16 protein-coding genes and 1 tRNA gene are annotated in these 26219 nt (G+C 61.7%); 11 read left to right on the top strand and 6 right to left on the bottom strand.

The genetic code is table 11. The features are described from left to right. Nucleotides 1-243: 243 nt before the first annotated feature. Nucleotides 244-3282, bottom strand: a complete 3039-nt coding sequence (locus DW195_RS05465) for an insulinase family protein (protein ID WP_118206078.1) — start codon at nt 3280-3282, stop codon at nt 244-246. A 294-nt stretch (nt 3283-3576) separates the two neighbouring features. Continuing rightward, nucleotides 3577-4068, bottom strand: coding sequence for a hypothetical protein (locus DW195_RS05460; protein ID WP_118206077.1), 492 nt, complete (start codon nt 4066-4068; stop codon nt 3577-3579). A gap of 11 nt (nt 4069-4079) precedes the next feature. Between DW195_RS05460 and DW195_RS05455 the strand changes: the two genes are divergently transcribed. After that, on the top strand, nt 4080-4649 hold the full coding sequence (locus tag DW195_RS05455; protein ID WP_118206076.1) for a hypothetical protein: 570 nt from the start codon (nt 4080-4082) through the stop codon (nt 4647-4649). A gap of 319 nt (nt 4650-4968) precedes the next feature. Here DW195_RS05455 and DW195_RS05445 read toward each other — a convergent pair whose 3' ends face one another. Together DW195_RS05445 and DW195_RS05440 are read right to left on the bottom strand one after the other, a co-directional pair. Continuing rightward, nucleotides 4969-5655: a DUF5710 domain-containing protein gene (locus DW195_RS05445; protein WP_118206074.1), complete on the bottom strand. Its 687-nt coding sequence runs from the start codon at nt 5653-5655 to the stop codon at nt 4969-4971. 335 nt (nt 5656-5990) lie between these two features. After that, nucleotides 5991-6065: transfer RNA gene (locus DW195_RS05440), tRNA-Val, on the bottom strand. A 289-nt stretch (nt 6066-6354) separates the two neighbouring features. On the opposite strand from DW195_RS05440, the gene DW195_RS05435 reads away from it, so the two are divergent. From DW195_RS05435 to glmM, 3 genes are all read left to right on the top strand, one after another. Further along, on the top strand, nt 6355-7377 hold the full coding sequence (locus tag DW195_RS05435) for a DMT family transporter (protein ID WP_199576316.1): 1023 nt from the start codon (nt 6355-6357) through the stop codon (nt 7375-7377). Between the two features lie 149 nt (nt 7378-7526). Further along, a complete protein-coding gene (locus tag DW195_RS05430) occupies nt 7527-9839 on the top strand; it encodes a DUF4012 domain-containing protein (RefSeq protein ID WP_118206073.1) in 2313 nt (770 codons plus the stop codon). Nucleotides 9840-9922: 83 nt separating this feature from the next. Next, nucleotides 9923-11254: a phosphoglucosamine mutase gene (gene glmM, locus DW195_RS05425; RefSeq protein ID WP_118206072.1), complete on the top strand. Its 1332-nt coding sequence runs from the start codon at nt 9923-9925 to the stop codon at nt 11252-11254. A 205-nt stretch (nt 11255-11459) separates the two neighbouring features. Here glmM and DW195_RS05420 read toward each other — a convergent pair whose 3' ends face one another. Continuing rightward, nucleotides 11460-13034 (bottom strand): carboxypeptidase M32, encoded by a 1575-nt coding sequence (locus DW195_RS05420; protein ID WP_118206071.1) that lies wholly within the window; start codon nt 13032-13034, stop codon nt 11460-11462. Nucleotides 13035-13539: 505 nt separating this feature from the next. Between DW195_RS05420 and pheS the strand changes: the two genes are divergently transcribed. From pheS to DW195_RS05390, 6 genes are all read left to right on the top strand, one after another. Beyond that, nucleotides 13540-14616: a phenylalanine--tRNA ligase subunit alpha gene (gene pheS / locus DW195_RS05415; RefSeq protein ID WP_117821125.1), complete on the top strand. Its 1077-nt coding sequence runs from the start codon at nt 13540-13542 to the stop codon at nt 14614-14616. A gap of 162 nt (nt 14617-14778) precedes the next feature. Beyond that, nucleotides 14779-17232 (top strand): phenylalanine--tRNA ligase subunit beta, encoded by a 2454-nt coding sequence (pheT, locus tag DW195_RS05410; RefSeq protein WP_117821126.1) that lies wholly within the window; start codon nt 14779-14781, stop codon nt 17230-17232. 325 nt (nt 17233-17557) lie between these two features. Then, a complete protein-coding gene (gene cbiM, locus DW195_RS05405; protein WP_117821127.1) occupies nt 17558-18640 on the top strand; it encodes a cobalt transporter CbiM in 1083 nt (360 codons plus the stop codon). Further along, entirely contained in the window at nt 18618-19454 is an 837-nt protein-coding gene (locus DW195_RS05400; RefSeq protein ID WP_117821128.1) for an energy-coupling factor transporter transmembrane protein EcfT, read from the top strand. The genes cbiM and DW195_RS05400 overlap by 23 nt, the downstream gene beginning before the upstream one ends. Nucleotides 19455-19500: 46 nt before the next feature. Next, on the top strand, nt 19501-20271 hold the full coding sequence (locus DW195_RS05395) for an energy-coupling factor ABC transporter ATP-binding protein (protein ID WP_233504043.1): 771 nt from the start codon (nt 19501-19503) through the stop codon (nt 20269-20271). Nucleotides 20272-20351: 80 nt separating this feature from the next. Then, complete coding sequence (locus DW195_RS05390) at nt 20352-21200, top strand: hypothetical protein (protein WP_118206070.1); 849 nt, start codon at nt 20352-20354, stop codon at nt 21198-21200. A gap of 212 nt (nt 21201-21412) precedes the next feature. On the opposite strand, the gene pyk is transcribed toward DW195_RS05390, so the two are convergent. Then, entirely contained in the window at nt 21413-22873 is a 1461-nt protein-coding gene (gene pyk / locus DW195_RS05385; protein ID WP_117637393.1) for a pyruvate kinase, read from the bottom strand. A gap of 442 nt (nt 22874-23315) precedes the next feature. Between pyk and DW195_RS05380 the strand changes: the two genes are divergently transcribed. Continuing rightward, nucleotides 23316-25997 (top strand): cation-translocating P-type ATPase, encoded by a 2682-nt coding sequence (locus DW195_RS05380; RefSeq protein WP_117773233.1) that lies wholly within the window; start codon nt 23316-23318, stop codon nt 25995-25997. Nucleotides 25998-26219 lie beyond the last annotated feature (222 nt).

The following is a 26219-nucleotide window of genomic DNA, read 5'->3' as shown; positions in this document are numbered from 1 at the left end:
GTGTGCGTATAGAACAAGTGTTCGAATCACAACTGAGGAAGGAGACAGGCACCTTTGTGGTGGTCTGTGCTGTGGAGCGGGCGTCTGCGGCGGTTTGTCTCAATCTGTAACAGTAACTCGGCAAAATTGGACCTAGATGTTACATATTGAGACAAACCGCCGCGGTGGGCTGCGCCGCCCCGCTCAAACCGCAGAAAAAAGTAGATTTTCAGACATGTCCCAAAAATCTACCTTTGCCGTGCGTTAGCCCATCAGGTCGACGACGTTAAAGCCGGCGTTGCTCTTTGCGATGACGTCTCGGCCGCCAAAGACGCAGCTGGGCGACTCGGCTGCGATGCGCGTCACGTCGGTGCCGAGCGAGCGCAGCTCACCGGGCGTGGCGGCGAGCATCTGGGCGCGACGCTCCTCGCGCGCATGCGGATCGAGCCCGGCCAGATAGGTCGTGTTGCGGCGCTTGGTGAGCGCGTACGGCTTTACCGGCGCGTCCATGCCGCTCACGCAGCTCACGATAAAGCCCTCAAAGGCGGCCCCGTCGGGCTCAAAGCTGCCGAGCCATTCGCCCGCGCGCGCCACGCGCTCAATCGAGGGATCGATTGCCGGGTCGCGGTAGGTGTAGAACGCCGTCTGGCGCTCGCCGGCTGCGCGGAATCCGCAGCCGTATGCACCGCCCTTCACGCGAATCTCGTTCCACAGGTAATCGTAGGAGAGCGCGTTGGCAGCCACGGCCCAAGCGCCTGTCACGTCAATGCCTAGGCGACGCGGGTCGCACGCGCTTGCCGCAAAGCAGATGTCGCTGGGGATGACAAAAGCCTCGTGGCGATTGCACGGCGTCGGCACCACGAGCGCGTCGCGGCCGGCATCGGCGCCGTCGCCCGCGCCAAGCCCCAGGTTACCCGCGGCATCCCAGTACGCGTCAAAGTCCTCGTCGCTGCCGGTAAAGCTCGCCATGCAGCCATCGGCCACAAAGATGCGGTCTGCCAGCTCGGCAAGCTTGGCGCGCAGGCCGTCCAGGCGCTCGTCAAAGTGCTCGAGCAAATCGCGCAGGAACAGGTAGAAGTCTACGCCCGAGAGCTGCTCACGCACCACGGCCGAAGGCGAGCTGTAGCTCATCGCGCGACCGAGCGCCGCCGAGTGGCCGTTGTTGATAAAGCCCTGCTCAAGCCCAATGCGAATCTGTGTGAGCACGTCGCGCACGCGGTCGGCGTCGGCATCGAGCAAAAGCGTGCTCGACCACACCTCGTGCGGCAGGCTCGCCAGCGCATCGATCTTCTCGGACAGGGCGCCGGCGCTCACCAGCAGGTAGGGGCGCACGCCGTCCACGTCGGGCTGCGTCATGACTTCGGTCGTAAAGCTCAAAAAGCCCAGCTTGCCGGCGATCAGGTTGTCGAGCTCCTCGGCCGTATGCGTCTGCGTGGGCAGCTGCTTGAGCAGGCGGCAGAGCAGCGTCACATAAGGCAGGTCCTCAAACGCGACGCAGCTCAGGTCGAAATACTGCATGGCGTAGGCCAGACGGTTGGTGGGGATGCCGTGGCGCAGGCAGGGAATGGGCGCAGTCGTGTCCACAACCAGCGGCGGCTCGGGGCGCGCCTCGCCAATGTCGGACACGCGCAGACGCGGCAGCGTGGCCTTGGCCTCGGGCGCGTCTTCCGCCTCCTGGGCGGCACGCAGCGCGGTCGTGCGCTCGACCACGTCTGCCAGCTCGGCATCGGTCATGGCGTCGCGCTTGGCGGTGAGCTCGGCGGCCTCGGCACCCTCCGAGCCGGCACCGGCGTCCACCGGCACCAGCTCGACCAGCGCCATGTGGTCGTTTTCCAGCACGAGCTCGCGCAGCAGGTCCTCAAAGTAGCTGCCGTCCAGCTCGCCGCGCAGCTCCTCGTACACCGGGCCGTACTTGAGCGCCAGCGTCGCGGCGTCGTCATCGTAGAGCCACGTGCTCAGCGCGTCGCACGCAATGGCCACGCCGTCGGCGATGCCGTAGTCGAGCTGGCGCAGGTCGTATTCGTTGCTGCTGATGATGGCTTCCAGGCGCTCGCGCGGAACGCCATGCTCGCATAGGTCGCGGCAGGCGTTCTGGAACACGCGGCGCAGCTCGCGCGCCACGCCGGGCTGTGCGTTTTGCAGCATGATGAGCTCGTAGGGTTGCAGGCTCTCGGCCGCGGTGTAGCTCACCACGTTGCCGCCCAGGCCGGCGGCCAGAATGGCCTTCTTAACCGGGGCTTCGTTGGAGCCCAGCAGCGCCTCAAACAAGATGTCCGCCGCGATCGTGCGCTTGCGGTCGAGTGCGCTGCCCAGCACCAGGCCCAGGCCCACCAGGGCGTTTTCGGGCGTGGTAGCCATCTCGACGCGCTTATACTCGCAGGTCACGGGCGCCTGCACGCCCAGCGGATTGGGCGCCAGCGCGGACGGGTCTTCGCCGGCGGCAACGGCTGCGTCCATGCGCCGGCTTGCGGCGCTCGGCTGCGACAGATAACGCTCGTCCAAAAAGGCCAGCGCGCGGTCCACGTCCAGGTCGCCGTAAAGCGTGATGTAGGAGTTAGAGGGGTTGTAGTGGCGCGCGTGCGTATCCAGGAACTGCTCGTAGGTGAGCGCAGGGATTGCGCGCGGGTCGCCGCCGCTCTCGTGCGCATAGGCGGTGTCGGGATAGAGCGCGGCGTTGACGGCGTCGTCCAGCACGCTCATGGGGTCGGACAGCGCGCCCTTCATCTCGTTGAACACCACGCCGTTATAGCGCAGCGTGCCTTCGCGCAGGCTCGCGGAGCTGCCGTCGCCGCCAGCGCCCTCCGGCAGGTCCAGCTCGTAGTGCCAGCCCTCCTGCTCAAAAATGGTGGGCTTGGTATAGATGGCCGGGTTGAACACCGCGTCCAGGTACACGTCCATCAGGTTGTACAGGTCCTGCTCGTTGGTGGTGGCAACGGGGTAGATGGTCTTGTCGGGGTAGGTCATGGCGTTGAGGAACGTCTGCATGGAGCTCTTGATCAGATCGACAAACGGCTCCTTGACGGGAAACTTGGCCGACCCGCACAGCACCGAGTGCTCAAGAATATGGAACACGCCGGTAGAATCGGCCGGCGGCGTCTTAAAGCCAATGGCAAAGGCCTTGTTTTCGTCGTCGCACGCTAGGTACAGCAGGCGAGCGCCCGAGGCAGCGTGACGCAGCACGTAAGCGTCGGCGTCGAGCTCGGGCACGGTCTCGCAGCGCTCGACGGCAAAACCATGGCAGGTGGTACCGGGCACCAGCAGCGCGGCGGCAGCGGCGCGCGGGTCGGTTGAGGTAGTGGGCATATGCAGTCTCCTTTGGCGCCCCAACGGGGGCGAATCGAGTCGAATCCCCGAGAGTATACCCATATGGGGCCTTCGACCAATCTGCCGGATGAGCGTGGATTTTCTGGCACACGAGCGTGGAAATTCGGACGTCCGCCAAATGAGCGTGGATATTTGGACGGAATCTGCCGCAAAAGCCCCAAAAATCGTCCAAATATCCACTCTCGATATCCGACCGTCCGAAAATCCTCGCTCGTGCGGCGACGGCTACGGCAAGGCGTCATCGCCGGATCGGCAATGGCTCTGCCGGACGACTTATTCCTGCGCAGCCTCGTGCTCGTCCATCAGGAACAGCCTAAGAACCAGCTTGATGACATATCCCGGTTTGACTTCTGCCGCGTCAAAGACGTGGCGCTCGGCGAGCTCGCTGCAGTATGCGTAGATGTCGCGGATAAGGTCCGCGCCCGAGAGCGTAAACATGTAGCCTGCGTCCGAAAGCGCATTGGGTGCGGCGGGCAACTTGGCCATGTGGCAGAACGTTTGCAGGTCGGGCGCCATAACATTCTGGTAGTCGAGGTGGCCGCTGGCATCCTGTGCGGCAAGCTCCAATTGGCGCACAAAATCCAGCGCCGCCGCTAACACAAAGCTCGGCGTAGGCGCATTGACGTCCTGAGTGGTCGCCACAAGCCTGCCCGCCGCCTGCGTGACAAGCCAGGCGACCTCGCGCTGGCAGCGCACGGCCTTGCGCGTTACCGGCTTGATGGACGAAGAAGAAACGCTCCCCTTAGGCGGATTCGAAGCAGCCATAAGACCCTCCCATGAACAATCCGGCCCAACAAGTCCGGATGAAACACGTGCTACACCAGTATACAGGGGAGTGGAGTAGCGGGGTACAAGTGCGCCAGCGGCAAACCGAGAGCATCAACAATGTGCCTCCGCTCTATTTGGACGATGGCACGTGGGTCATTAAGTACTCGGTTCAAGCGCCGGGTACCGTTGGTTTTCGAGACCAGAATTACAACCGTAAAATGCTCAACTGCATGGAATGTGGCGTCCCAGTCGGAGTCATATTTGCAACCGAGGTGGGCTATAAGGTGCTCGGCCTTGCGTTTGTTGAGCGGTTCGAGCCCGAAAACGGATGGTTTGTTCTGCACGGTCCTGTTCATAAAGGCGGACCGGACCCTCGTTTTGCGCCCGACATGAGTTATCTGAAGCACATAATCGTCGATATTGAGTTTGCCGGACAGGGTGCGACCGACGATGAAATTTGGCTTTGGCGGTCTTTTACGATCGTGTTGTTTGATCGGATCGCGCGGCGATGCAATCTCGCGCACGCCTGCCGGTGCATGCTCTTCCTGATTTGTATAGCGAGAGGGGAGCGAGCGTGAGCTGGCGAGGCGATATTGCGATGGGGAAGTACGGAAAACTGCCGTGTGCCCTTATAGACAACAAAATGTTTCCGAGCGTAGAAGTTGATTGCGGGTCGTTTGTCGTCTCCTGTCCTTGCTGCGGCTCGCAAATACCGTGCCTCGACATTCGGTTCATCGATGCGCGCGACAGACTTAGCGACGAAGTGAGAAAACGGACAGGTGTTCATATGCCGGTGTATCAGGAGAAATGCCCTGTTTGTGGCCTCGATATCGTGTACGACGCCGGCGACGAGGGATGGGTGATGCGGAGGAGCTGGCTGTGAAGGCATCTCCGTTCCTACAAATAAATCCCCTCACCGAGCTGCTTGTGGAACTCGGCGTGACGGTCGCGTGCCCAAGTAAAGAGTGCCTGGTCAAAGTCGGTGCGCGTGGCCGGGACGCCAAAGACGCCGGCAACTTCGACACGCACAAACTCCAGTGCCGGCAGCTTGTTGATGGCGGTGAGGGCAAACGGGGACGTGGGTTCTTCGAACAGATAGTGGCTGCCTTGCAGCGCGTCGCAACTGGTGCACGTGTTGCCGAGCGACGGGGCTTTGGAGGCTCGTGCGCCTACGGGTTTGTAGCCACAGCGCTTAGAAAGATAGTCGCGGATCTCGCCCGGGACGCAGCCAAGAGCGGGAACAATGGTGAGCGCGTTGGCGTTGGCCGTGTCGATGGTAATGTGCCCGGCTTCGTTGGGCGCGTGCGCAATGGCGATGCCCTTGCCGTCATCGGTTCGATAGGGAATGCCGAAGGCCGCGACCGAGGTCTCTTCGTGGCATTTCCAGCACTCGCGCTTGCCCAGTACTAGATATATATACGGCGCTGAGGGGTCGGATCGGTCAACACCGGGCAGCCACTCGGCAAAGGGCTCGGGGTTGACGCCGCTGGGTACATACCAGATCTTCTTGGTCCGGTCCCATTTGGCGCCCAGCGCCTTGGCTTCTTCTTTGTGCGAAAAGGGGACATCGAGCTCGGTGCGCATGGCGGCTCCTTGGTGCTGCAGGTGCAAGTGGCTCAAGGATACCGCAGGGAGCAGACATCGCGGCGTTTTGCTGAGAAGTTGCGGTGCGGACTGATTGGTTATGCCGATGGATAGATCGGCAAGTAGATGGTCGGCTTTTGGCCAGTTGGGCGGTTGGAGCAGCTTGCGGCGCAGTTTTGTGCCTGGCTATTGTTGATGTTAGGGTATTGAATTTGTTTGGCAGCCATTCGTCAGGTGAATTGATGCTACGTTGCGATGACGGTTGGAACTGCCAGCGGATTTGGCGACATAAAACAAAACAGCTCAGAGGACATAGCCTCTGAGCTGCGAACATTTGGTGGGCGTTAGAAGATTTGAACTTCTGACCTCTTCCGTGTCAGGGAAGCGCTCTCCCCCTGAGCTAAACGCCCGATCAAGGGTGCGCAAGCGCGCAAGGGATAATATAACGGAGCCTGAACTCGGTGGCAAGAACATTTTTAAAAATCGCTTACATTGTGGAATTCGGGGGTCTTGTCATATCCATTTCAAAAGAGCCTGCTGCCGCGATTTGGCTGTCGCATAATGCAAGGCCGTTGCGGTGTCGAGCTATGGAAAGACACCTGCGGAATTGTCCTACCGATAAGCGGACAAGCCTTCGGCTGGTGCCTTTGCCGTGGTAAGGTAAGCCGAATTGCTTCCAGACTGTTTCGGGGGAGTGGAATGAGCAAAGAGTGTGTCGAGCAGGCCGAAGGCGCAGGGGCTTCGGTGCCGATGACCGATATATCGAACATTGACGTGCCCGAGGGCACCGACGAGCTCAGCCGCAACACCCGTCGCGCATGGCGCGACCGCCTGAACAGCGCTTCGACGCGCAAGATGATCACGGGCGTCTTGGCTACGTTGGTGGGCGGTTCGTTTTGGGGCTTCTCGGGCACCAGCGCGAGCTTTCTGTTCGATACCTACCACGTCGACACCTTGTGGCTTATGAGTGTGCGTCAGATTCTCGCCGGTCTACTCTTTATGGCCGTGGTTGTTACGCGCGACCGCGAGCGCCTGATTAAGCTCTGGACCACACCCGCCGATCGCAAGCAGCTGCTGCTCTTTACCGCCTTTGGTCTGCTGTTCAACCAGTTTTGCTATCTTTCGGCCGTGCGCCTGACGAACGCCGGAACCGCGACGGTGCTCCAGTGCCTGCAGCTCGTTATCATCATGGGCTACGCCTGCGTGACCGATCGCCGCATGCCGCGTACTCGCGAAGTCATCGGCATTGGCCTGGCTCTGGGTGGAACCTTTTTAATCGCCACCGGCGGCGACCCCACCAGCCTGAATATCTCGCCACTTGGCCTGGCAGCAGGTCTTATGTGTGCGGTCAGCGCCACGTGTATGGCGGTGATTCCCGCCAAGATCCTGCCCGAATACGGCAGCCCCATCGTCACGGGCTCGGCAATGCTCACGGCGGGCGTGGTCTCGTGTGTCTTCGTGCAGCCCTGGGCGCATATGCCGGCGCTCGACGCTGCCGGCGTCGAGGCGCTCGCGGTGTTCGTGGTTATCGGCTCATTTTTTGCTTACATGCTCTATATGCAGGGCGTTAAGGACATCGGCTCGGTGCGTGCGAGTCTCATCGGAACTGTGGAGCCGGTTTCGGCGACCATCACCAGCGCTCTCATGTTGGGGACGGTATTTTTGCCGACCGACCTTATCGGCTTTGCCATGATCATCGTGATGATGTTCCTCACGGTGTAGCTGGCACCGCCGCCAAGACAGAAAAGGTGTTGTGCCGCATTTTCGCCAATTGATATCCGTGTCTGGAGTTTAGCTGTCGATGCTCAAAATGCCATAAACTAGTAACGTTATGGACTTTTTCATTGCGACTCAATTGCGAGGATTTCTTTATGGCTGGTAATCACTTTAAGGGCAGCGATAGCGGCCGCCCTGCAGTTCCGCCGCGTCCGAACGGGGCTGGTAAGGCCGGCACGCCGGGCGGCGCTGGACAGGGCGGTTCCGGTAAGCGCGTGTCCCCGGGCGAGACGGCGATGTTTACCGCTCTGTACGAGCAGTCACAAAAGGCAAAAAAGACCGGCCGTGCAAGAGGGAATGTCTTTGCGGGCGGTGCAACCTCCACGTCGCAGCCGAGCGGGGCTCCTTCGGCACCTGAGAACAATGCAGGTGCTGCCAACGCCGCGAATGCCGCCGGCAACGTTAATGCCGGCAAGGCCGCCAACAATACTCCCTCTGCCGGTGGCGCGGGGCTTACGGGTAACCTTGGCACGATTTACACAGGCGCCTCCGAGACTGGCACGTTCGCCCGCCTGGATGATAGCGGTGCCGAGTTTGCGGGCTCGGGTTCCAAGGAAGATTATTACGATTTTGGCTTGAACTACGGTAGCGACACTTCGTCGAGTTCGACCTCTGACGGCCTGGTCCGTCATCGCCATCGCAAGGGCGAGCGCAAAAAACGTCACACTGGCGCCATTATTGCCGCTGTAGTCGCGGTGCTTCTCGTTGTGCTTGGCGCAAGCGGCTTTATGCTGCTTAACTCGGCAAAGACCGTAAAGAGCGAAGCGAAGGAGGCTGTCGAGATTGTCGGTGGCCTTAAGGACAAGGTCACGTCGGGCGATTTTTCGACGCTGCCTGACGACGCGAAGAAGATCGATGAGCTCTGCGACAGCATGAAGGCAGAGACCTCGAGCCCGCTGTGGACGGCGGCTTCGTTTATCCCGGTGTATGGCAGCGACATCAACGCGGCCCGCACCATGATTGATGCCCTGTCCGATGTCTCGAGCAATGCGCTGGTTCCCATGGCCGATAACCTTTCCCAGGCCACGCCCGGCAAGCTGTTCCAGGACGGCATGATTAACGTGTCCGCGCTGCAGGCGGTCGCCGATTCGCTTTCCAGCAGCTCGAAGGTGTTCAAGAGCGCCAACGAGAAGATCCAGGGCATTGGCGATACTCATATTTCCCAGGTGACCGAGCTGGTCGATAAGGCCAAGGACGGCTTTGCCACCCTCAACGGCGCGGTTGACGCGGCGGAGAAGGTCGCCCCCGTCCTTCCCCAGATGCTCGGCGCCAACGGCCAGACGCGTAACTACCTTGTGTACGCCATGAACAACGTCGAGATTCGTGCTTGCGGCGGCTTTGGCGGTTCGCAGGGCCTGATTTCGGTCACCGACGGCCAGATGTCGATTGGCGAGTTTGTTCCCCGCATTGGACTCAGCGAGGATGAGGCGGTCGAGAGCGTCGACGAAGAGGATGAGGCGCTGTTCGGCAACCACAGTAACCTGTACAACTCGGGCAATACCTATTCGCCCGATTGGCCCCGCAACTCGCAGCGTGTCGCCGCGCTGTGGAAGTCCCAATATGGGCAGGACGTTGATGGCGTCGTGGGTATCGACCCGGTGTTCCTGCAGTATCTGCTGGGCCTGGTCGGTAACGTGTCGCTGCCCGACGGAACGGTTGTCGACGGCACCAACGCCGCAAAGGTCCTCATGCACGATGTGTACTGGAACTATCCGGTCGAGGAGTCGGACGGCATCTTTGCATCCGTCGCCAGCGCTGCCTTCGACAAGATCCTTGGCGGTATCGGCGATGTCGATGTTACGAAGCTTGTCGGTGCATTCGAGCGCGGTGCCGAAGAGGGCCGTCTGATTGCTTGGATGAGAAACGATGATGAGCAGAATGCCATCAAAGAGACGGGCATTGACGCTTCGCTACCCGATCCGGATGATCCGAGTGCCGATCCCGTTGCCGGCGTTTACTTTAACAACCTGAGCTTCTCCAAGCTCGACTGGTACCTGAACGCTGATACGCAGATTGGCCAGGGTGTCAAGAACGGCGACGGCACGTGCTCGTATCGCATCACCGTTACCCTGACGAACATCATGACGCAGGAGGAGGCAGGCAAGCTGCCCGATTACGTCGCGGCGAGCGCGCCCGATGCCGCGCGCGACGACGAGCGTCTGAATGTCTCGTTGTTTGCCCCGACGGGCGGCAACATCAGTGACCTTACGGTTGAGGGCACCCAGTTTGGTCTTGGCGCCGCTACGTGGCATGGAATTCCCTTCTATTCGGGCACCGTTGACCTGCATGCTGGCGAGACGACGACGATCACGTATACGCTGACCACGTCGGCCGAGGCGGGGGACAAGCCGCTTACGCTGCGTCAGACTCCTACATGCCAGGCGGCTCGCGACAGCGCGTCGGCGTAGGGTTTTTCTGGTAGCGCAGATAATCGAGTACCATTTTGGGGCGGACAGGCAATCTGTTCGCCCCTATTTTGTAAGGAGAGCGCATGAAGTACTTTGGCACCGATGGCTTTCGCGGTGAGGCCAACGTTGGGCTGACGGTAGAGCACGCTTATAAGATTGGCCGTTTTGTGGGCTGGTATTACGGCGCTAACCGCGAGCGCAAGGCGCGCGTCATCGTGGGCAAGGACACACGTCGCTCGAGTTATATGTTCGAGGCGGCGCTGGTGAGTGGCCTGGTCGCGAGCGGTGCGGACGCCTATATGCTGCACGTGATCCCCACGCCGGGCGTAGCGCATCAGACCGTGGAAGGCTGCTTTGATTGCGGCATCATGATCAGCGCGAGCCACAACCCGTTTTGCGATAACGGCATTAAGCTCGTCAACAGCGACGGTTTTAAGATGGACGAGGACGTACTGGAGCTCATCGAGGACTACATCGATGGCAAGAGCGAGGTGCCGCTGGCCACGGGCAACCACATCGGCGCCACGGTGGACTACATGCAGGGCCGCAACCGCTACATTGCCTCGCTCATCGCCAGCGCGAACTTTTCGCTGCAGGGCGTCAAGATCGGCATCGACTGCGCCAACGGCTCGGCGTCCTCGGTGGCCAAGCCGGTGTTCGACGCGCTGGGCGCCGACGTGCGCGTGATCAATGCCGCGCCTGATGGTTTTAACATCAACGTCGACTGCGGCTCCACGCATATGGAGCGTTTGCAGCGCCACGTGGTGGAGCAGGGCCTGGACGTGGGCTTTGCCTACGACGGCGATGCCGATCGCTGCTTGGCCGTGGACGAGCGCGGTCGCGTGGTAGACGGCGACCAGATCCTGTACGTGTGCGGCGTGTACCTGAACAAGCACGGGCGGCTCTCGGGCGGTACCGTGGTTCCGACGATTGCCAGCAACTTTGGCCTGATCAAGTCGTTGGAGCTTGCCGGCCTAAGTGCCGTGACCAGCGGTGTGGGCGACCGTCACGTGTATGCCAAGATGCGCGAGGGCGGTTACAGCCTGGGCGGCGAGCAGACGGGCCATACGATCTTTGGCGATATCGAGCGCACGGGCGACGGCATTATGACCTCGCTGCGCGTGATGGAAGTGATTCGTGCCGAGCGCGAGACGCTCTCGCAGCTCACGGCTCCGTGCAAGCTGCTGCCGCAGGCGCAGGTTGCCGTGCGCGTGGCGGATAAGGACGCCGCGCTGGGCAACATGGGCGTGCAGGCCGCCATCGCCGAGGCCGAGGCGTCGCTGGCGGGCGAGGGCCGCGTGCTGGTGCGCAAGAGCGGAACCGAGTCGGTGATTCGCGTGCTGGCTGAGGCTCCGGACCAATCGGCCGCCGACGCCGCCATGAAGCGCATCGCTAGCGCACTCGAGGCTCTGTAGTTACGCGGTTTTACCAAACCGCGTAACTGCTCGACGCTGCAAACGCCCCTAAGCGGCAATCTGACGTTCAATTTCAAGGGCGCGACCAGAAGGTCGGCGCCCTTTCATTTCACGTCACCTTGCTCGCTTAGGGTCGTTTTCGCTGACGTTGCCAAGACATTGGCGTCAACATGGTTGGCGTTGGCGATGGCGTGCTGGTCAATCCTTACAGCTCGTACAACGTGGTGAACTTGTCCTGCAGGTAGCTGCAGTAGTAGCGGGCGTCAAAGGCCATGCCGCAGGCGCCCTTGATGAGTTCCGGCGCGTCCTTGGCGCGGCCCCACTGCCAAATGTGCTCGCCCAGCCAGGTGCGGACGGGTGCCAGGTCGCCGCTCGCACAGGCGCCATTGAGGTCGACACCGTCGCGGCACATGGCCGGCACGAACATGGCGTCGTAGGCGCTGCCCAGCGCATAGGTGGGGAAGTAGCCAAACGATCCGCCGCTCCAGTGCGTATCCTGCAGACAGCCGCGCGTGTCGTCGGGAACGGGAATGCCCAGGTACTCGTCCATTAAGCGGTTCCAAAGCGCGGGGATGTCCTTGGCCGTGGCCTCGCCGGCAAACAGCATGCGCTCGATCTGGTAGCGCACCATAATATGCAGCGGATAGGTGAGCTCGTCGGCCTCGGTGCGGATCAACGACGGCTGCGCGATGTTCACGGCGCGGTAGAGCGTGTCTTCGTCGACGTCGCCGTAGACCTCGGGCGCGTGACGACGCAGCACCTCGAGCAGCGGGCCCATAAAGGCGCGGCTGCGACCCACGGTGTTCTCGAAAAAGCGGCTCTGGCTCTCGTGGATGCCCATGGAGGTGCCGCCCTCCAAGCACGTGCACGCATAGGCAGGATTGACGCCCAGCTCGTACATGGCGTGCCCCGCCTCGTGGATGATGCTGTAGACGTTGGAGATGCAATCGTCCTCGTAGATGTGTGTCGCGATGCGCGCGTCACCCACGGCAAAGCCCTCGCTAAACGGGTGCTCGGTAAAGGCAAGCGTGGTGTCGTCCAGGTTCAGGCCGACAAGCTTCATAAGGTCGAAGCTCATGGCACGCTGGGCGGCCTCGGGCACGCGGGCGTGCAAAAAGTCGGCATCGGGCTGCTGGCCGCGCTCGCCGATGGCGTGCACGAGCGGCACGACCGTCGCCTTGACCTCATCGCAAAACGCATCGAAGCTCTTGGCCGAAAGGCCGCGCTCGTACTGGTCGAGCCAAACGTCGTATGGGTCGCGCTTGGGGTCCATAAGCTCGGCCTGATGCTTGAGCTGGCCCACAATCTTGTCCACATAGGGCTCAAAGCTTGCCCAGTCGTTGGCCGCCTTTGCTTTATGCCACACGGCGTCGGCCTCGCAGGTGAGCCTGGTCCAGGCCTCGGCCTCCTCGGTAGGAATAACGCTTGCCTCGCGCTGGTCGCGGCCGAGCACGCGGATCTCGTCGAGCAGCTGCGGGTCGTCGATTTTGCCGCCGGCGACGGTCTCGCGCGCTAACGAGCGTACGAGCTCAACGGACTTCTCGCTGGTCAGCAGCTTGTGATGCTCACCGGCAAGCGTGCCCATGGTGTCGGCACGGGCGGCAGCACCGTTGGCAGGAGCAATCGTCGCTCCATCGAACTCGGCAATCTTGAGCAGGTACTCACGAGTCCACAGTTTGCCTTCGAGCTTGCGGAATTTTTTGACGGCCTTATCGACCTTGATGCCTTTGGGCGTCTTGCCCGCCGCGGGCTTGGCCTTCTTATCGTACTTCTTTCCCATACCTATATCCTTGATCTCGCAGGCCGAGCGCCGCAGGCGGGTGCACGGCCAGTTTGCACAGCTACCTGCCTTGTACCCAGTGCGAACAAAACGGAACGCGGCGATGTGCTCGCGAAATGTGTTATCCTATAGCCCAATGCGTTGACGGAGAGGGTTTTGCCCGCCGCGTCGCCGGCAAGAGAGGGAAGGTCATGGGCTGCAAGCCTTCCTGCGGTGGCAAGGGCCAAGCGTTCACTCCCGAGCAGCGACCTCAACGGGCGCGCGGCTAGCGGCGGCGAAGCCCCAGTAGGGAAGCCGTGAGCCTCGCGATAAGGGGCGCAGAGTGGGCACGGCGGGCCAGACATCCGCCGGGTCAAACAAGGTGGTACCGCGGAATTCAACCGTCCTTGGGCAATGCACATGCCCGAGGACGGTTTTTTGTTACCGAACCGGGCCGCGTTTTCGCAACGCTGGGCGGCGGCAGTCGTCCCGGCGAGCGGGGAGCGCGAGAGACGAAAGGGAAGACATGAGTCTGATTGATGATCTGGTCAAACTCGAGGAAGAGGCCAAGGAGCTCGTCGCAGGCGCCGACGACGCCGCCAAGCTCGAGGCTGCGCGCGTTGAGCTGCTCGGCCGCAAGGGTCGCATTACCGGCCTGATGCGCATGATGGGCAAGCTCGCCCCCGAGGATCGTCCCGTGATGGGTAAGCGCGCCAACGAGATGCGCCAGCTGATCGAGGGCATGCTCGACGAGCGCAACACCGAGATGAAGGCCGCCGCCCTCAAGCACGCACTGGAGCACGAGGCCGTCGACATCACACTGCCGGGTATCCGTCCGCAGATCGGTCACCAGCACCTGATCAAGCAGATCATCGAGGAGGCCGAGGACATCTTCTGCGGCATCGGCTACACCGTCGAGTCCGGCCCCATGGTCGACACCTCCTACTACAACTTCACTGCGCTCAACGCCCCCATGGATCACCCGAGCCGCTCGGCCCGCGACACGTTCTATGTGGTCGACAACAATCCCGGCAGCGTCGCGCATCCCGAGGCTCACGCCCACGGCGAGTCCGATGTGCTGCTGCGCACCCAGACCTCGGGCGTGCAGATCCACACCATGGAGTCACAGAAGCCGCCCATCTACATGATCTGCCCGGGCACCGTCTACCGTCCCGATACGGCCGACGCTTGCCACCTGCCGCAGTTCAACCAGATCGAGGGCTTGGTCGTCGACGAGGGCATCACCTTTGGCGACCTGAAGGGCACGCTCGACTACTTTGTTAAGTGCATGTTTGGCGAGGACCGTAAGACGCGCTACCGCCCGCACTTCTTCCCCTTCACCGAGCCCAGCTGCGAGGTGGACGTGAGCTGCCACGTCTGCGGCGGCAAGGGTTGCAACTTCTGCAAGCACAGCGGCTGGATCGAGATCCTGGGCTGCGGCATGGTCGACCCCAACGTTCTTATCAACTGCGGCATCGACCCCGAGAAGTATACCGGCTTCGCCTTTGGCATTGGTGCCGAGCGCGTCGCGGCCCTGCGCTACGACCTGCCCGACCTCAGAACGCTCATGACGGGCGATATGCGTTTCCTGAACCAATTTTAGGCTTGCCCAGGCACTCCATCTTGGCGTTCAAACCGTCGCTCGCGTACCTTTAGTACGCGTCGCTCCTCTTTCACGCCAACCTGGGGCACCTGGACAACCCTAAGGCGAACGTCTTCATTTGATATTCCTCCCTTTGCGGAGATTAAGAACTAGGAGAGCTACATGCGCGTTTCTTACGACTGGCTCAAGACCATGATCGATATTCCGGAGGATCCCAAGACTCTTTCGGACGAATATATCCGTACCGGCACCGAGGTCGAGGCGATTGACACCGTGGGCGAGTCCTTCGACCACGTGGTGACTGCCAAGGTGCTCACCAAGACCCCGCACCCCGATAGCGACCACATGTATGTGTGCTCGGTCGACGTGGGCGACAAGAACCTCGACGCCGACGGCAACCCCGCCCCGCTGCAGATCGTCTGCGGCGCGCAGAACTTCGAGGCCGGCGACCACATCGTCACGGCCATGATTGGCGCTGTGCTTCCCGGCGACGTCAAGATCAAGAAGAGCAAGCTTCGCGGCGTCGTGTCCATGGGCATGAACTGCTCTGCGCGCGAGCTCGGCCTGGGCGGCGACCACTCCGGCATCATGATCCTGCCCGAGGATACGCCCTGCGGCATGCCGTTTGCCGAGTACGTGGGCTCGAGCGACACCGTGCTCGACTGCGAGATCACGCCCAACCGTCCCGATTGCTTGTCCATGATCGGCATGGCCCGCGAGACCGGCGCCATCTTCGACCGCGATTTCCACGTTGAGCTGCCCGCCATCAAGATCGAGACCGGCCGCGCGACCGACGACGAGCTTTCGGTCGAGATTGCCGACGAGGGCCTGTGCGACCGCTACGTCGCCCGCATCGTGCGCAATGTGAAGGTTGGCCCGTCGCCCGACTGGATGGTCAAGCGCCTTAACGCCCTGGGCGTGCGCCCACACAACAATATCGTCGACATCACCAACTACGTGATGATGCTCACCGGTCAGCCGTTGCACGCTTTTGATCTGGACACCTTTGCCGAGCGCGATGGCCACCGTCGCGTGGTGGTTCGCGCCGCCCAGCAGGACGAGAAGTTCACGACGCTCGATGGCGAGGAGCGTGTGCTCGACGCCGGCATGGGCCTCATCACCGACGGCGAGCGTCCCGTGGCGCTGGCCGGCGTTATGGGTGGCATGGATTCCGAGATCGAGGACGATACCGTTGACGTGATGGTCGAGAGCGCCTGCTTCAACGCCGGCCGCACCTCGCACACCAGCCGTGACCTGTCGCTGATCTCCGACGCCTCCATTCGTTTTGAGCGCCAGGTTGACGAGACCGGCTGCGTGGATGTCGCCAACGTTACCTGCGCGCTCATCGAAGAGATCGCCGGCGGCGAGGTTGCTCCCGGCTATGTCGACGTGTTCCCCGCGCCCAAGACCATCGATAGCATTAAGCTGCGCCTGGCCCGTGTGCACGCCATCTGCGGCGCCGACATCGAGCCCGACTTTATCGAGCGCTCGCTCACCCGCCTGGGCTGCACCGTCGAGCGTGACGGCGAGGACTTTATGGTTACCCCGCCGAGCTTCCGTCCCGACCTGCCGCGTGAGATCGACCTGATCGAGGAGGTCCTGCGCCTGTGGGGCATGGGTCGCGTCACGGCGACCATTCCGGCTGCCAAGAACCACATCGGCGGCCTGACGCGCGAGCAGAAGCTTACCCGCAAGGTCGGCGAGATCCTGCGCGCCTGTGGCCTCAACGAGACCACGACCTTTGGCTTTGCCGCCCCGGGCGACCTGGAGAAGATTGGCATGTCCACCGAAGGCCGCGGCTGCCCCGTGGTGCTCATGAACCCGCTGGTGGCCGAGCAGACCGAGATGCGTCGTTCGCTGCTGCCGGGCCTGCTGCAGTCCGTGGCCTACAACGAGGCGCACGGTACGCCCAACGTGCACCTGTACGAGGTCGGCAACCTGTTCCACGGTCGCGAGAACGCCAGCCTGCCCAAGGAGACCAAGTCCGTGGCGGGTGTGCTCTCGGGCCAGTGGAGCGAGCAGTCCTGGAACATGAAGTACCGCAAGCTGCGCTTCTTCTTTGGCAAGGGCATTGTCGAGGAGCTGCTCGCCCAGCTGCGCATCGAGAAGGTTCGCTTCCGTCCCGTCGAGGGCGAGGACTACGCTTTCTTGCAGCCGGGTCGTGCGGCCGAGGTTCTGTCCGGCGGAACCGTGCTGGGCTGGGTCGGCGAGATTCACCCCGAGGCGCGCGAGGCGATGGGCATCGATGAGGTTGTCGTTGCCTTTGAGCTCGACTTGGACAAGCTGATCAAGGGCGCCCGCAACCAGGAGAACTATCGCGAGTTCTCGCAGTACCCGGCCGTTGAGCACGACCTGGCTATCGTGGTCGACAACACTGTGACCTGCGAGGATCTTGAGCGTCGTATTACGAGTGCCGGCGGCAAGCTGCTCGAGGGCGTGCGCCTGTTCGATGTCTACCGCGATCCGGTCCGCATCGGCAAGGGCAAGAAGTCCATGGCCTTTGCGCTTACGTATCGCTCGGACGACCACACGCTTACCAGCGAAGAGGTCGAGAAGGCGCACCAGAAGATCGTCACCAAGGTGTGCAAGGGCGTAAACGGCGAGGTTCGCTCGTAATCTTTGCCGTTCGGAACCCGTCCCCTGCGGGGTTTTCACGGCAACGTCCTCGCCGCTTCGCGGCTGCGGGATGTTGCCTTAGAAAACTCCTCTCGGGGGCGGGTTCCTGCGTTAACCTTGTTGCGAGCGGACCGCACCTTCTTCCGGGTGACCGGAAAGTTGGGAGTGCATGGGCCTTTATTGGGCGGTGCGTGGACCTGGGTTAATAACGTACGTATTGCAAGGGCGTGCTGCGTTGTGGGCGGTGCGTCTTTTTGTTAGTATGCAGAGTCGGTGTTACGGATTGTTGGAAACGTAACACGCAACGTTCTGATTGAGAGGGCTCATGCACATTCCAGATAATTATCTGTCCCCGCAGACCGATGCCGTCATGGCCGTGGCGATGGTACCCGTTTGGGTCCACTGCATCAAGAAAGTGCGCGCCACGCTCGATCGCGAGCATATGGCCTTTCTGGGTATTTGCGCTGCGTTCTCCTTTTTGCTCATGATGTTCAACGTTCCGCTGCCCGGCGGCACCACAGGCCACGCCGTCGGCGGCGCACTCATCGCGCTGCTGCTGGGTCCCGAGGCCGCGGCTATCGCTGTCTCGGTCGCGCTGGCGCTGCAGGCGCTGCTGTTTGGCGACGGCGGCGTTCTGTCCTTTGGCGCCAACTGCTTTAACATGGCCTTTGTGCTGCCGTTTACCGCTGCTATCGTGTTCCGTGCGCTCAACAGCCGTCTGCACGACAAGAGCTGGGGTACCTCGGTTTCTGCCATCGTGAGCGGTTGGGTCGGCCTGTGCCTGGCGGCCCTGTGCGCGGCAATCGAGTTTGGTATTCAGCCGATGCTCTTCACCAACGCTTCAGGCGCTCCGCTGTACTGCCCCTTCCCGCTGTCCGTGGCTATTCCGGCCATGTTGATCCCGCATATGCTGGTTGCCGGCGTGATCGAAGGCGTGGCAACGGCCGCCATCTACGGCTTCATTAAGAAGACGGCGCCGAGCATTATCGTCGGCCCCGAGGCCGCCGATGGCCAGCTTGCCGTCGATGGCACCGCCAAGAAGACTTCCCTGATCCCCACGCTCATTCTGGTCGCCGTGCTTGTCTTGGCCACGCCGCTGGGCCTTTTGGCCACGGGTGACGCATGGGGCGAGTGGGACGCCGAGGGCGCCGCGACTGCCGTTCAGGAGGCTGGTGACGACAGTCTGCAGGCTTCGGTCGGCCTCGATACCCCGACCTTTGCCGACGCTCTGCCTACGGGCGATTACCTGCAGGCCTATTCCGAGGAGCAGGGTCTTGGCTTTGCCGGCCAGGCTGCTATGTATATCCTTTCGGGCGTGATTGGCGTGGCAGTGCTTACCATCGCATTCCGTCTGATCTCGCTGACGGTCAAGGAAAGCGGTGCTCATGGCAATAGCCGAGCTGCCTAGCTGGCTCGCGGTCGAGCAGCGTTACGAGCCCGCGGGGGCTCGACATCGTGTGATGCAAAAGAACGTCCTGCACCTGGCGAGCCTGCTTGAGCGGGTTCGCCTGGGCGGCGGCGCACACAAGGGCGGGTCGATAATCGACCGCGCCCTTTCTTCCGTTTCGGCCCCGGTGCGTTTGGTAGGGATGTTCGTTTGCGTTCTGTGCGTGTGCCTGACGCAGAGCCCGCTGTACCTCATGTTGATGGCGGCTATCGCGCTGGTGCTCGTTGCCGTGCGCCCCGTACGCGGGCTGCGGGCAACCTTTGTGCCGGCGCTTGGCGCTGCGGGGCTCGCGGTGGTTCTGGCACTGCCTGCCTTGCTGCTGGACGCTTCTGCCGCGGGCGCCATGCTCAAGATTGCGCTCAAGACCTTCATTAATGTGTCGCTCGTGCTGGGCGTTTCGTGGACCCTCACGTGGAGCCGCATGTCGGCGGCGCTCAAGATGCTACATCTACCCGACGAAGTTATCTTTACGTTTGATATGGCGCTCAAGCATATCGAGGTGCTGGGACGCACGGCGCACGATCTGTGCGAATCGGTCATGCTGCGCAGCGTTGGCCGTGCACCTGCGGGTTTTTCGCGCACCGACTCGCTGGCGGGTATCATGGGCATGACCTTTATCAAGGCGATGGAATGCAGCCGCGCGATGGATGAGGCTATGCTTTGCCGCGGCTTTGCCGGTGCGTATCCGGCGCCCGCGCGCGCCGGGTTTGGCTGGCGCGATGCGGTCTATGCGGCCGGCGTGGCGCTGCTGGCAGTGTTGTGCGCCGTGCTGTAGGCGCTGCTGGTTCTGGCTGGGGATGCAAATAGGGAAGGGCGACGTTTTGACGATCGATATGAATAGTGCGGCGGGCACGAACGGTGCGGGCGGCGCCGAGGTCGCGCCGCTCATCGAGCTGCGCGACGTGGTGTTCTCCTATACGGGGCATACGGTTGTCGATGGTGTGTCGCTGCGGGTCGATCGTGGTGAACTCGTTGCCCTGCTCGGTCCCAACGGCTGCGGTAAGACGACGATTATGCGCCTTATCAACGGCCTTGAGCTCGCGGACGCGGGTGCATACCTGTTTGACGGGCACGTGATCGATGCGGCATATCTCAAGGATTCCGCAGCCGCTCAGCGTTTTCATCAGCGCGTGGGCTTTGTGTTCCAGAATGCCGACGCCCAGCTGTTCTGCGCTACGGTGGGCGAGGAAGTTGCTTTTGGTCCCGCGCAGATGGGACTGCCGACAGACGAGCTCGAGCGCCGCGTCCGCGATGCCATGGAGCTGTTCCAGGTTGCCGATCTGGTCGATGCCTCGCCCTATCAGCTTTCGGGCGGGCAAAAGAAGCGCGTTGCGCTGGCTGCGGTGGTGTCGATGAACCCGGATATCTTGGTCCTCGACGAACCTACCAATGGGCTCGACGAGGATTCATGCGACATCGTGGTCAACTTCTTGCTGGCTTACGTCGCGGCGGGTAAGACGGTTTTGATGAGTACGCACCATCAAGATTTGGTGCGCCGCCTGGGGGCCCGTGCCATCTATATCGATCGATATCACCATGTGGTCGAGGCGCCCGTGCCGTCGTATGGAACCGAAAGCGGTGCTACGGACTAGTTGCTGCGTAGAGGATGCGTAGCCGCCCGCGCGGCTTTGCCGTGATGGTATAGTTATCCAGGTTTTTTATGGGGGTGGCTATGCCAAGCTGGAACATTCATATCGCTCAGACGGAGCGTTTGCTGGAGCGCACCAGTGCGCTTGCCGATAGCGTGCGTGACCGCAATGCCTTTTTGTTTGGCTGCGTGGTTCCGGACATTTTTGTGGGCTATATGGTTCCCGGTATCGCCGATCCCATTCCGTATCGCATTACGCACTTTGCAAAGCCCGAGCCAATCCCTAAGCCTCGTGAGCATGAGTTCTGGGATACCTATGTGGCACCGCTGCTTAAAAGTTCTCCCACCGGTGCGCCGGCCGCGGCGACCTCGATTATCGAGGAGCGCGAGCGACTGAATCGTGTGCACTATCCCCAGCGCTACAGGGATGCCGAGCCGGTTGTCGGTCCCAGCGCCTGTGAGTTCTCGCTTGCGTCCGAAGATGTGGCGCAGTCTTTGCTCGATTTAACGCTGGGCGTCTGGTCGCATCTGGTGGCCGATACCGTATGGAATACGCGCGTGAATCAGTACCTGGAGGCGCACGGCGGCAAGCCGTGCGAGGAATTCCGCATTAAAAAGCAAGGTGACTTTGACTGGTTTGGCAAGACGCTCTGCATTGTTTCGATTCCGCGCGCGACCAATCGCCTGTATACTGCGGCGACGCGTTTTGGTCAGTATCCCATCCATAAGGAGTATGTGCTCAAGACCATCGGCGTTATGCACGAGATTGTACGCGAAAACCCCGGCCAGCCCGATCATCCGCCGTATCGCTTGCTAACTGAGGAGTTTTTCGATACAACGTTTACCGAGGTCATCGAGCTGACCGAGGCGGGATTTGCCGCCCGCGTCGCATCACCCGGTGTTCCTGCTCTGCCCCTGATCGCTAGCTGCTAGCTGGCCGGCCCGGCAGTGAACAGCTCATCCCAATCGACCAACAGCTCCCGTCGCAGGGCGTAAACACGGCAAACGAGCTGCACATTTCATAGCATGCCATAAGTAGCTGGTTGCGTGTCATGCCGTGCGGGAGGCATCGACGCACAGAAAAAGGGCCCGGAAGGCTTTGCCTTCCGGGCCCTTTGCAATGCAAGTGTGCTTGCAAGTGCGATTTAGCGCACCTGAGCGACGTAAGCGACGTTGGTCGAGGAGACCTTGTCCTCGAGCTGGACGCTCATGCGGGGATCGCCGGCGGTGGCGACGGTCAGGTCGCCGGCCTCGACGTAACCGAGCTCCTTAGCGGTCTCAATCGCCTTGACGATCGTGCCGTTGACGGTGCCCTGGGTAATCTCGGCCTGGTGCGGGATAACGCCCCAGTACATGATCATCTGCTGGACGGCCCACTCGTGGCGGGAGAACGCGCAGATCGGCATGTTGGGACGGAAGTGCGAGATCAGGCGTGCGGTACGACCGGTGGTCGTCGGCACGGTGATGCACTTGGCACCAACGGTGGTGGCCATGTTCACAGCGGACATACCCACAACGTTGTTGACGACGCGGGTGCCGTGAGCGTCGGCCGGAACCTCGAGCGGAGCGTGGGCCGGGAGGTACTTCTCGGTCTCGAGAGCAATGCTGGCCTGCATCTTAACGGCCTCGACCGGGTACTTACCGGCAGCGGACTCGCCAGAGAGCATAACGGCGTCGGTGCCGTCGTAGATGGCGTTAGCAACGTCGGCAACCTCGGCGCGCGTCGGGCGCGGGTTCTGCTGCATGGAGTCGAGCATCTGCGTAGCGGTGATAACGGGCTTGTAGGCCGCGTTGCACTTGGCGATGATCTCCTTCTGGATGTGCGGAACGAGCTCGGGCTTGATCTCGATACCCAGGTCGCCACGGGCGACCATGATGCCGTCGGAAGCCTCGAGGATCTCGTCGAAGTTCTCGACGCCCAGGGCGCACTCGATCTTCGGGAAGATCGTCACGTGCTCGCCACCGTTCTCGCGGCAAAGCTTGCGGATGCCGCGGACGGACTCGCCGTCACGGATGAAGGAAGCGGCGATGTAGTCGATGTTCTCGGTCAGGCCAAAGAGGATGTCCTGACGATCGCGCTCGGTGATGGCGGGCAGCGAGATGTTGACGTTGGGCATGTTGACGCCCTTGCGCTCGCCGATCAGGCCGTCGTTCTTAACGACGCAGGTCATGTCCTGGCCGCTGACGGACTCGACCTCGAGGGCAACCAGGCCGTCATCGATCAGGATGAGGGAGCCCTTCTCGACCTCGGAAGGCAGAGCCAGGTAGTCGAGGGAGATGTGCTCAGCGGTGCCGTGGAAATCCTCGGACGTGGGCTGAGCGGTGACGACGATCTTATCGCCGGTCTTGACGGCAACCTTCTTGCCGTCGACCAGAAGGCCGGTGCGGACCTCGGGGCCCTTGGTGTCGAGCAGGATGCCGACAGGCAGACCGAGCTCCTTGGAAATACGGCGGACGCGCTCGATGCGACCGTGGTGCTCGTCGTAGGAGCCGTGCGAGAAGTTAAAACGGGCGACGTTCATGCCCGCCTTGATCATCTCGCGGATGGTCTCGTCGCTATCGCAGGCGGGACCCATGGTGCATACAATCTTAGTGCGCTTGTACATTCAGACCTCCATCTGACATCGTCTTGCGCTGATAGATAAACCATAAGAAATAAAACCGAGATGATTATAACGAAATGCCGACCGAATACCCCAAAAAATCGACCGTATGCCGAAATGGAAGTTCATTTTTTGCGGGAAAAACGGTATATGAAAAATCTTTACCAACCACTCCAACCGCTGCTATCTGGGAGATATGTCAGTTTGGCGATGTGCCGAAGAAAAAACGTTTTACCAATGTTGAGCATCACACGGTCTGCACCGTTGCGTGCGGACCATATTTCCAAACCGATTGTTTTGGCTAGACGCGTCGCTTTGGGGTACCATAGCTCCACTATCAACTGCCGCTCAGCACGGCAGCCTTGATGAGCCCTTGCCCTTCTCCTGGGAATTATGATCGGGCATCAATCTGCTGAGTGGCCCGAATCCCAGGAGGGGACTCTATATGCAAAAGGAATACCTGTCCGCCGCGGCGGAGGTGCTCAGCGACCAAGGTGTCGATGAGAACCTCGGCCTGAGCAACGACGAGGCGTCTTCGCGCCTCGCCAAGACAGGCCCTAACAAGCTCGAGGAAGCCGAGAAGACACCGCTGTGGAAGCGTTTCTTTGAGCAGATGGCCGACCCCATGGTCATCATGCTGATCGTTGCCGCCGTCATCAGTGCGCTCACGGGCATGGTCAAGGGCGAGCCCGACTTTGCCGATGTTGCCATCATCATGTTCGTCGTTATCGTCAACTCGGTGCTGGGCGTGGTCCAGGAAGCCAAGAGCGAGGAGGCCCTCGAGGCCCTGCAGGAGATGAGTGCGGCGCAGTCCAAGGTGCTGCGCGACGGCAAGCTCGTGCACCTGCCGAGCGCCGAGCTCGTGCCCGGCGACGTGATCATGCTCGAGGCGGGCGACTCCGTCCCGGCCGACTGCCGCGTGCTCGAGAGCGCCACGATGAAGATCGAAGAGGCCGCGCTCACCGGCGAGTCCGTGCCCGTAGAGAAGCACGCCAACGTGATCGAGCTCGCTGCGGGCACCGATGACGTGCCGCTCGGCGACCGTAAGAACATGTGCTATATGGGCTCCACCGTCGTGTACGGCCGTGGTCGCGCCGTCGTGGTCGGCACCGGCATGAACACCGAGATGGGCAAGATCGCCGGCGCCCTGGCCGAGGCCAAGGAAGAGCTCACGCCGTTGCAAGTGAAGCTCGCCGAGCTCAGCCGCATCCTTACCATTATGGTTATCGTCATCTGCGTCGTCATCTTTGGCGTTGATATCATCCGCCACGGCGTGGGCAACGTTCTTACCGACCCGACCGCCCTGCTCGATACCTTTATGGTCGCCGTCTCGCTCGCCGTCGCTGCCATCCCCGAGGGCCTGGTCGCCGTCGTGACCATCGTGCTATCGCTTGGCGTGACCAAGATGGCTAAGCGCCAGGCAATCATCCGCAAGCTCTCTGCCGTCGAGACTCTCGGCTGCACGCAGACCATCTGCTCCGACAAGACCGGTACCCTTACCCAAAACAAGATGACCGTCGTCAAGCACGAGCTCGCTGCGCCCAAGGAGAAGTTCCTGGCCGGCATGGCGCTGTGCTCCGATGCTCAGTGGGACGAGGAGCTGGGCGAGGCCGTGGGCGAGCCGACTGAGTGCGCGCTCGTCAACGACGCCGGCAAGGCGGGCCTCACTGGCCTGACTGCCGAGCATCCGCGCGTGGGCGAGGCCCCGTTTGACTCGGGCCGCAAGATGATGTCCGTGGTCGTCGAGACCCTGGATGGCGAGTACGAGCAGTACACCAAGGGTGCGCCCGACGTGGTGATCGGCCTGTGCACCCATATCTACGAGGGCGATAAGGTCGTCCCCCTGACCGAGGAGCGCCGCGCCGAGCTCGTGGCGGCCAACAAGGCCATGGCCGACGAGGCCCTGCGCGTACTGGCGCTGGCAAGCCGCACCTACACCGAGGTTCCCGACGACTGCAGCCCCGCTGCGCTCGAGCATGACCTGGTCTTCTGTGGCCTGTCCGGCATGATCGACCCGGTCCGTCCCGAGGTGGCCGACGCTATCCACGAGGCGCACGACGCCGGTATCCGCACCGTCATGATCACGGGCGACCACATCGACACCGCCGTGGCCATCGCCAAGCAGCTGGGCATCGTCGCCGATCGCAGCCAGGCCATCACCGGTGCCGACCTCGATCGCATGAGCGACGAGGAACTCGACGCGCACATCGAGGACTACGGCGTGTACGCCCGCGTCCAGCCCGAGCACAAGACACGCATCGTCGAGGCTTGGAAGTCGCGCGACCAGATCGTGGCCATGACGGGCGATGGCGTCAACGACGCCCCGTCCATCAAGCGCGCCGACATTGGCGTTGGTATGGGCATCACCGGTACCGACGTCACCAAGAACGTCGCCGACATGGTACTTGCCGATGACAACTTCGCTACCATCATCGGCGCCTGCGAAGAGGGTCGTCGCATCTACGACAACATCCGCAAGGTCATCCAGTTCCTGCTTTCGGCCAACCTTGCCGAGGTGTTCTCGGTGTTTATCGCCACGCTCATCGGCTTTACCATCTTCCAGCCGGTGCAGCTGCTGTGGGTGAACCTGGTCACCGACTGCTTCCCCGCGCTTGCGCTGGGCATGGAGGATGCCGAGGGCGACATCATGAAGCGCAAGCCGCGCAACGCCAAGGACGGTGTCTTTGCCGGACATATGGGTCTGGACTGCGTGGTCCAGGGCCTAATCATCACCGCGCTGGTGCTGGCGAGCTTCTTTGTGGGCGTGTACTTTGACATGGGCTACATCCACATCGCCGATATGATCGCCGGCAATGCCGACGAGGAAGGCGTGATGATGGCGTTCATCACGCTCAACATGGTCGAGATTTTCCACTGCTTCAATATGCGCAGCCGTCGTGCGTCGCTGTTCACCATGAAGAAGCAGAACAAGTGGCTGTGGGCTTCCGCCGCGCTGGCACTGGTGCTGACGGTGATCGTGACCGTGCAGCCGACGCTTGCCGAGATGTTCTTTGGCCCCGTGACGCTTGAGCTCAAGGGCGTTGTCGCTGCCCTGGGCCTGGCCTTCCTGATCATCCCGCTGATGGAGATCTACAAGGCGATCATGCGCGCGGTCGAAAAAGAGTAACGTTCCTGTCCGGGCCCGACCGCCTGCGGGGTTTCCACAGGCACGTCCTCGCCGCTTTGCGGCTGCGGGATGTGCCCTTAGGAAACCCCTCCCGGCGGGCGGGCCCTGCGGTATCCTTGCTGGCTTTTCTCCCGTGCGGATGAAAAGGGCTGAGGGAAAGTTTGTGAGCTGGTCGGGCTTTGCCCGGCCAGCTCTTTTTGATTTAAAATACCTGCTCAGTTG

The organism is Collinsella sp. AM17-1, from assembly GCF_003470665.1.
GTDB lineage: Bacteria > Actinomycetota > Coriobacteriia > Coriobacteriales > Coriobacteriaceae > Collinsella.
Note: the sequence above shows the minus strand (reverse complement) of the source record. Positions and strands in the feature narration are given on the sequence as shown.

What these genes read in the sequence shown, in the direction of transcription:
- DW195_RS05465 (WP_118206078.1), bottom strand. Translation starts at nt 3,282, where the DNA reads ATGCCCACTACCTCAACCGACCCGCGCGCCGCTGCCGCCGCGCTGCTG.
- DW195_RS05460 (WP_118206077.1), bottom strand. Translation starts at nt 4,068, where the DNA reads ATGGCTGCTTCGAATCCGCCTAAGGGGAGCGTTTCTTCTTCGTCCATC.
- DW195_RS05455 (WP_118206076.1), top strand. Translation starts at nt 4,080, where the DNA reads ATGAACAATCCGGCCCAACAAGTCCGGATGAAACACGTGCTACACCAG.
- DW195_RS05445 (WP_118206074.1), bottom strand. Translation starts at nt 5,655, where the DNA reads ATGCGCACCGAGCTCGATGTCCCCTTTTCGCACAAAGAAGAAGCCAAG.
- DW195_RS05435 (WP_199576316.1), top strand. Translation starts at nt 6,355, where the DNA reads ATGAGCAAAGAGTGTGTCGAGCAGGCCGAAGGCGCAGGGGCTTCGGTG.
- DW195_RS05430 (WP_118206073.1), top strand. Translation starts at nt 7,527, where the DNA reads ATGGCTGGTAATCACTTTAAGGGCAGCGATAGCGGCCGCCCTGCAGTT.
- glmM (WP_118206072.1), top strand. Translation starts at nt 9,923, where the DNA reads ATGAAGTACTTTGGCACCGATGGCTTTCGCGGTGAGGCCAACGTTGGG.
- DW195_RS05420 (WP_118206071.1), bottom strand. Translation starts at nt 13,034, where the DNA reads ATGGGAAAGAAGTACGATAAGAAGGCCAAGCCCGCGGCGGGCAAGACG.
- pheS (WP_117821125.1), top strand. Translation starts at nt 13,540, where the DNA reads ATGAGTCTGATTGATGATCTGGTCAAACTCGAGGAAGAGGCCAAGGAG.
- pheT (WP_117821126.1), top strand. Translation starts at nt 14,779, where the DNA reads ATGCGCGTTTCTTACGACTGGCTCAAGACCATGATCGATATTCCGGAG.
- cbiM (WP_117821127.1), top strand. Translation starts at nt 17,558, where the DNA reads ATGCACATTCCAGATAATTATCTGTCCCCGCAGACCGATGCCGTCATG.
- DW195_RS05400 (WP_117821128.1), top strand. Translation starts at nt 18,618, where the DNA reads ATGGCAATAGCCGAGCTGCCTAGCTGGCTCGCGGTCGAGCAGCGTTAC.
- DW195_RS05390 (WP_118206070.1), top strand. Translation starts at nt 20,352, where the DNA reads ATGCCAAGCTGGAACATTCATATCGCTCAGACGGAGCGTTTGCTGGAG.
- pyk (WP_117637393.1), bottom strand. Translation starts at nt 22,873, where the DNA reads ATGTACAAGCGCACTAAGATTGTATGCACCATGGGTCCCGCCTGCGAT.
- DW195_RS05380 (WP_117773233.1), top strand. Translation starts at nt 23,316, where the DNA reads ATGCAAAAGGAATACCTGTCCGCCGCGGCGGAGGTGCTCAGCGACCAA.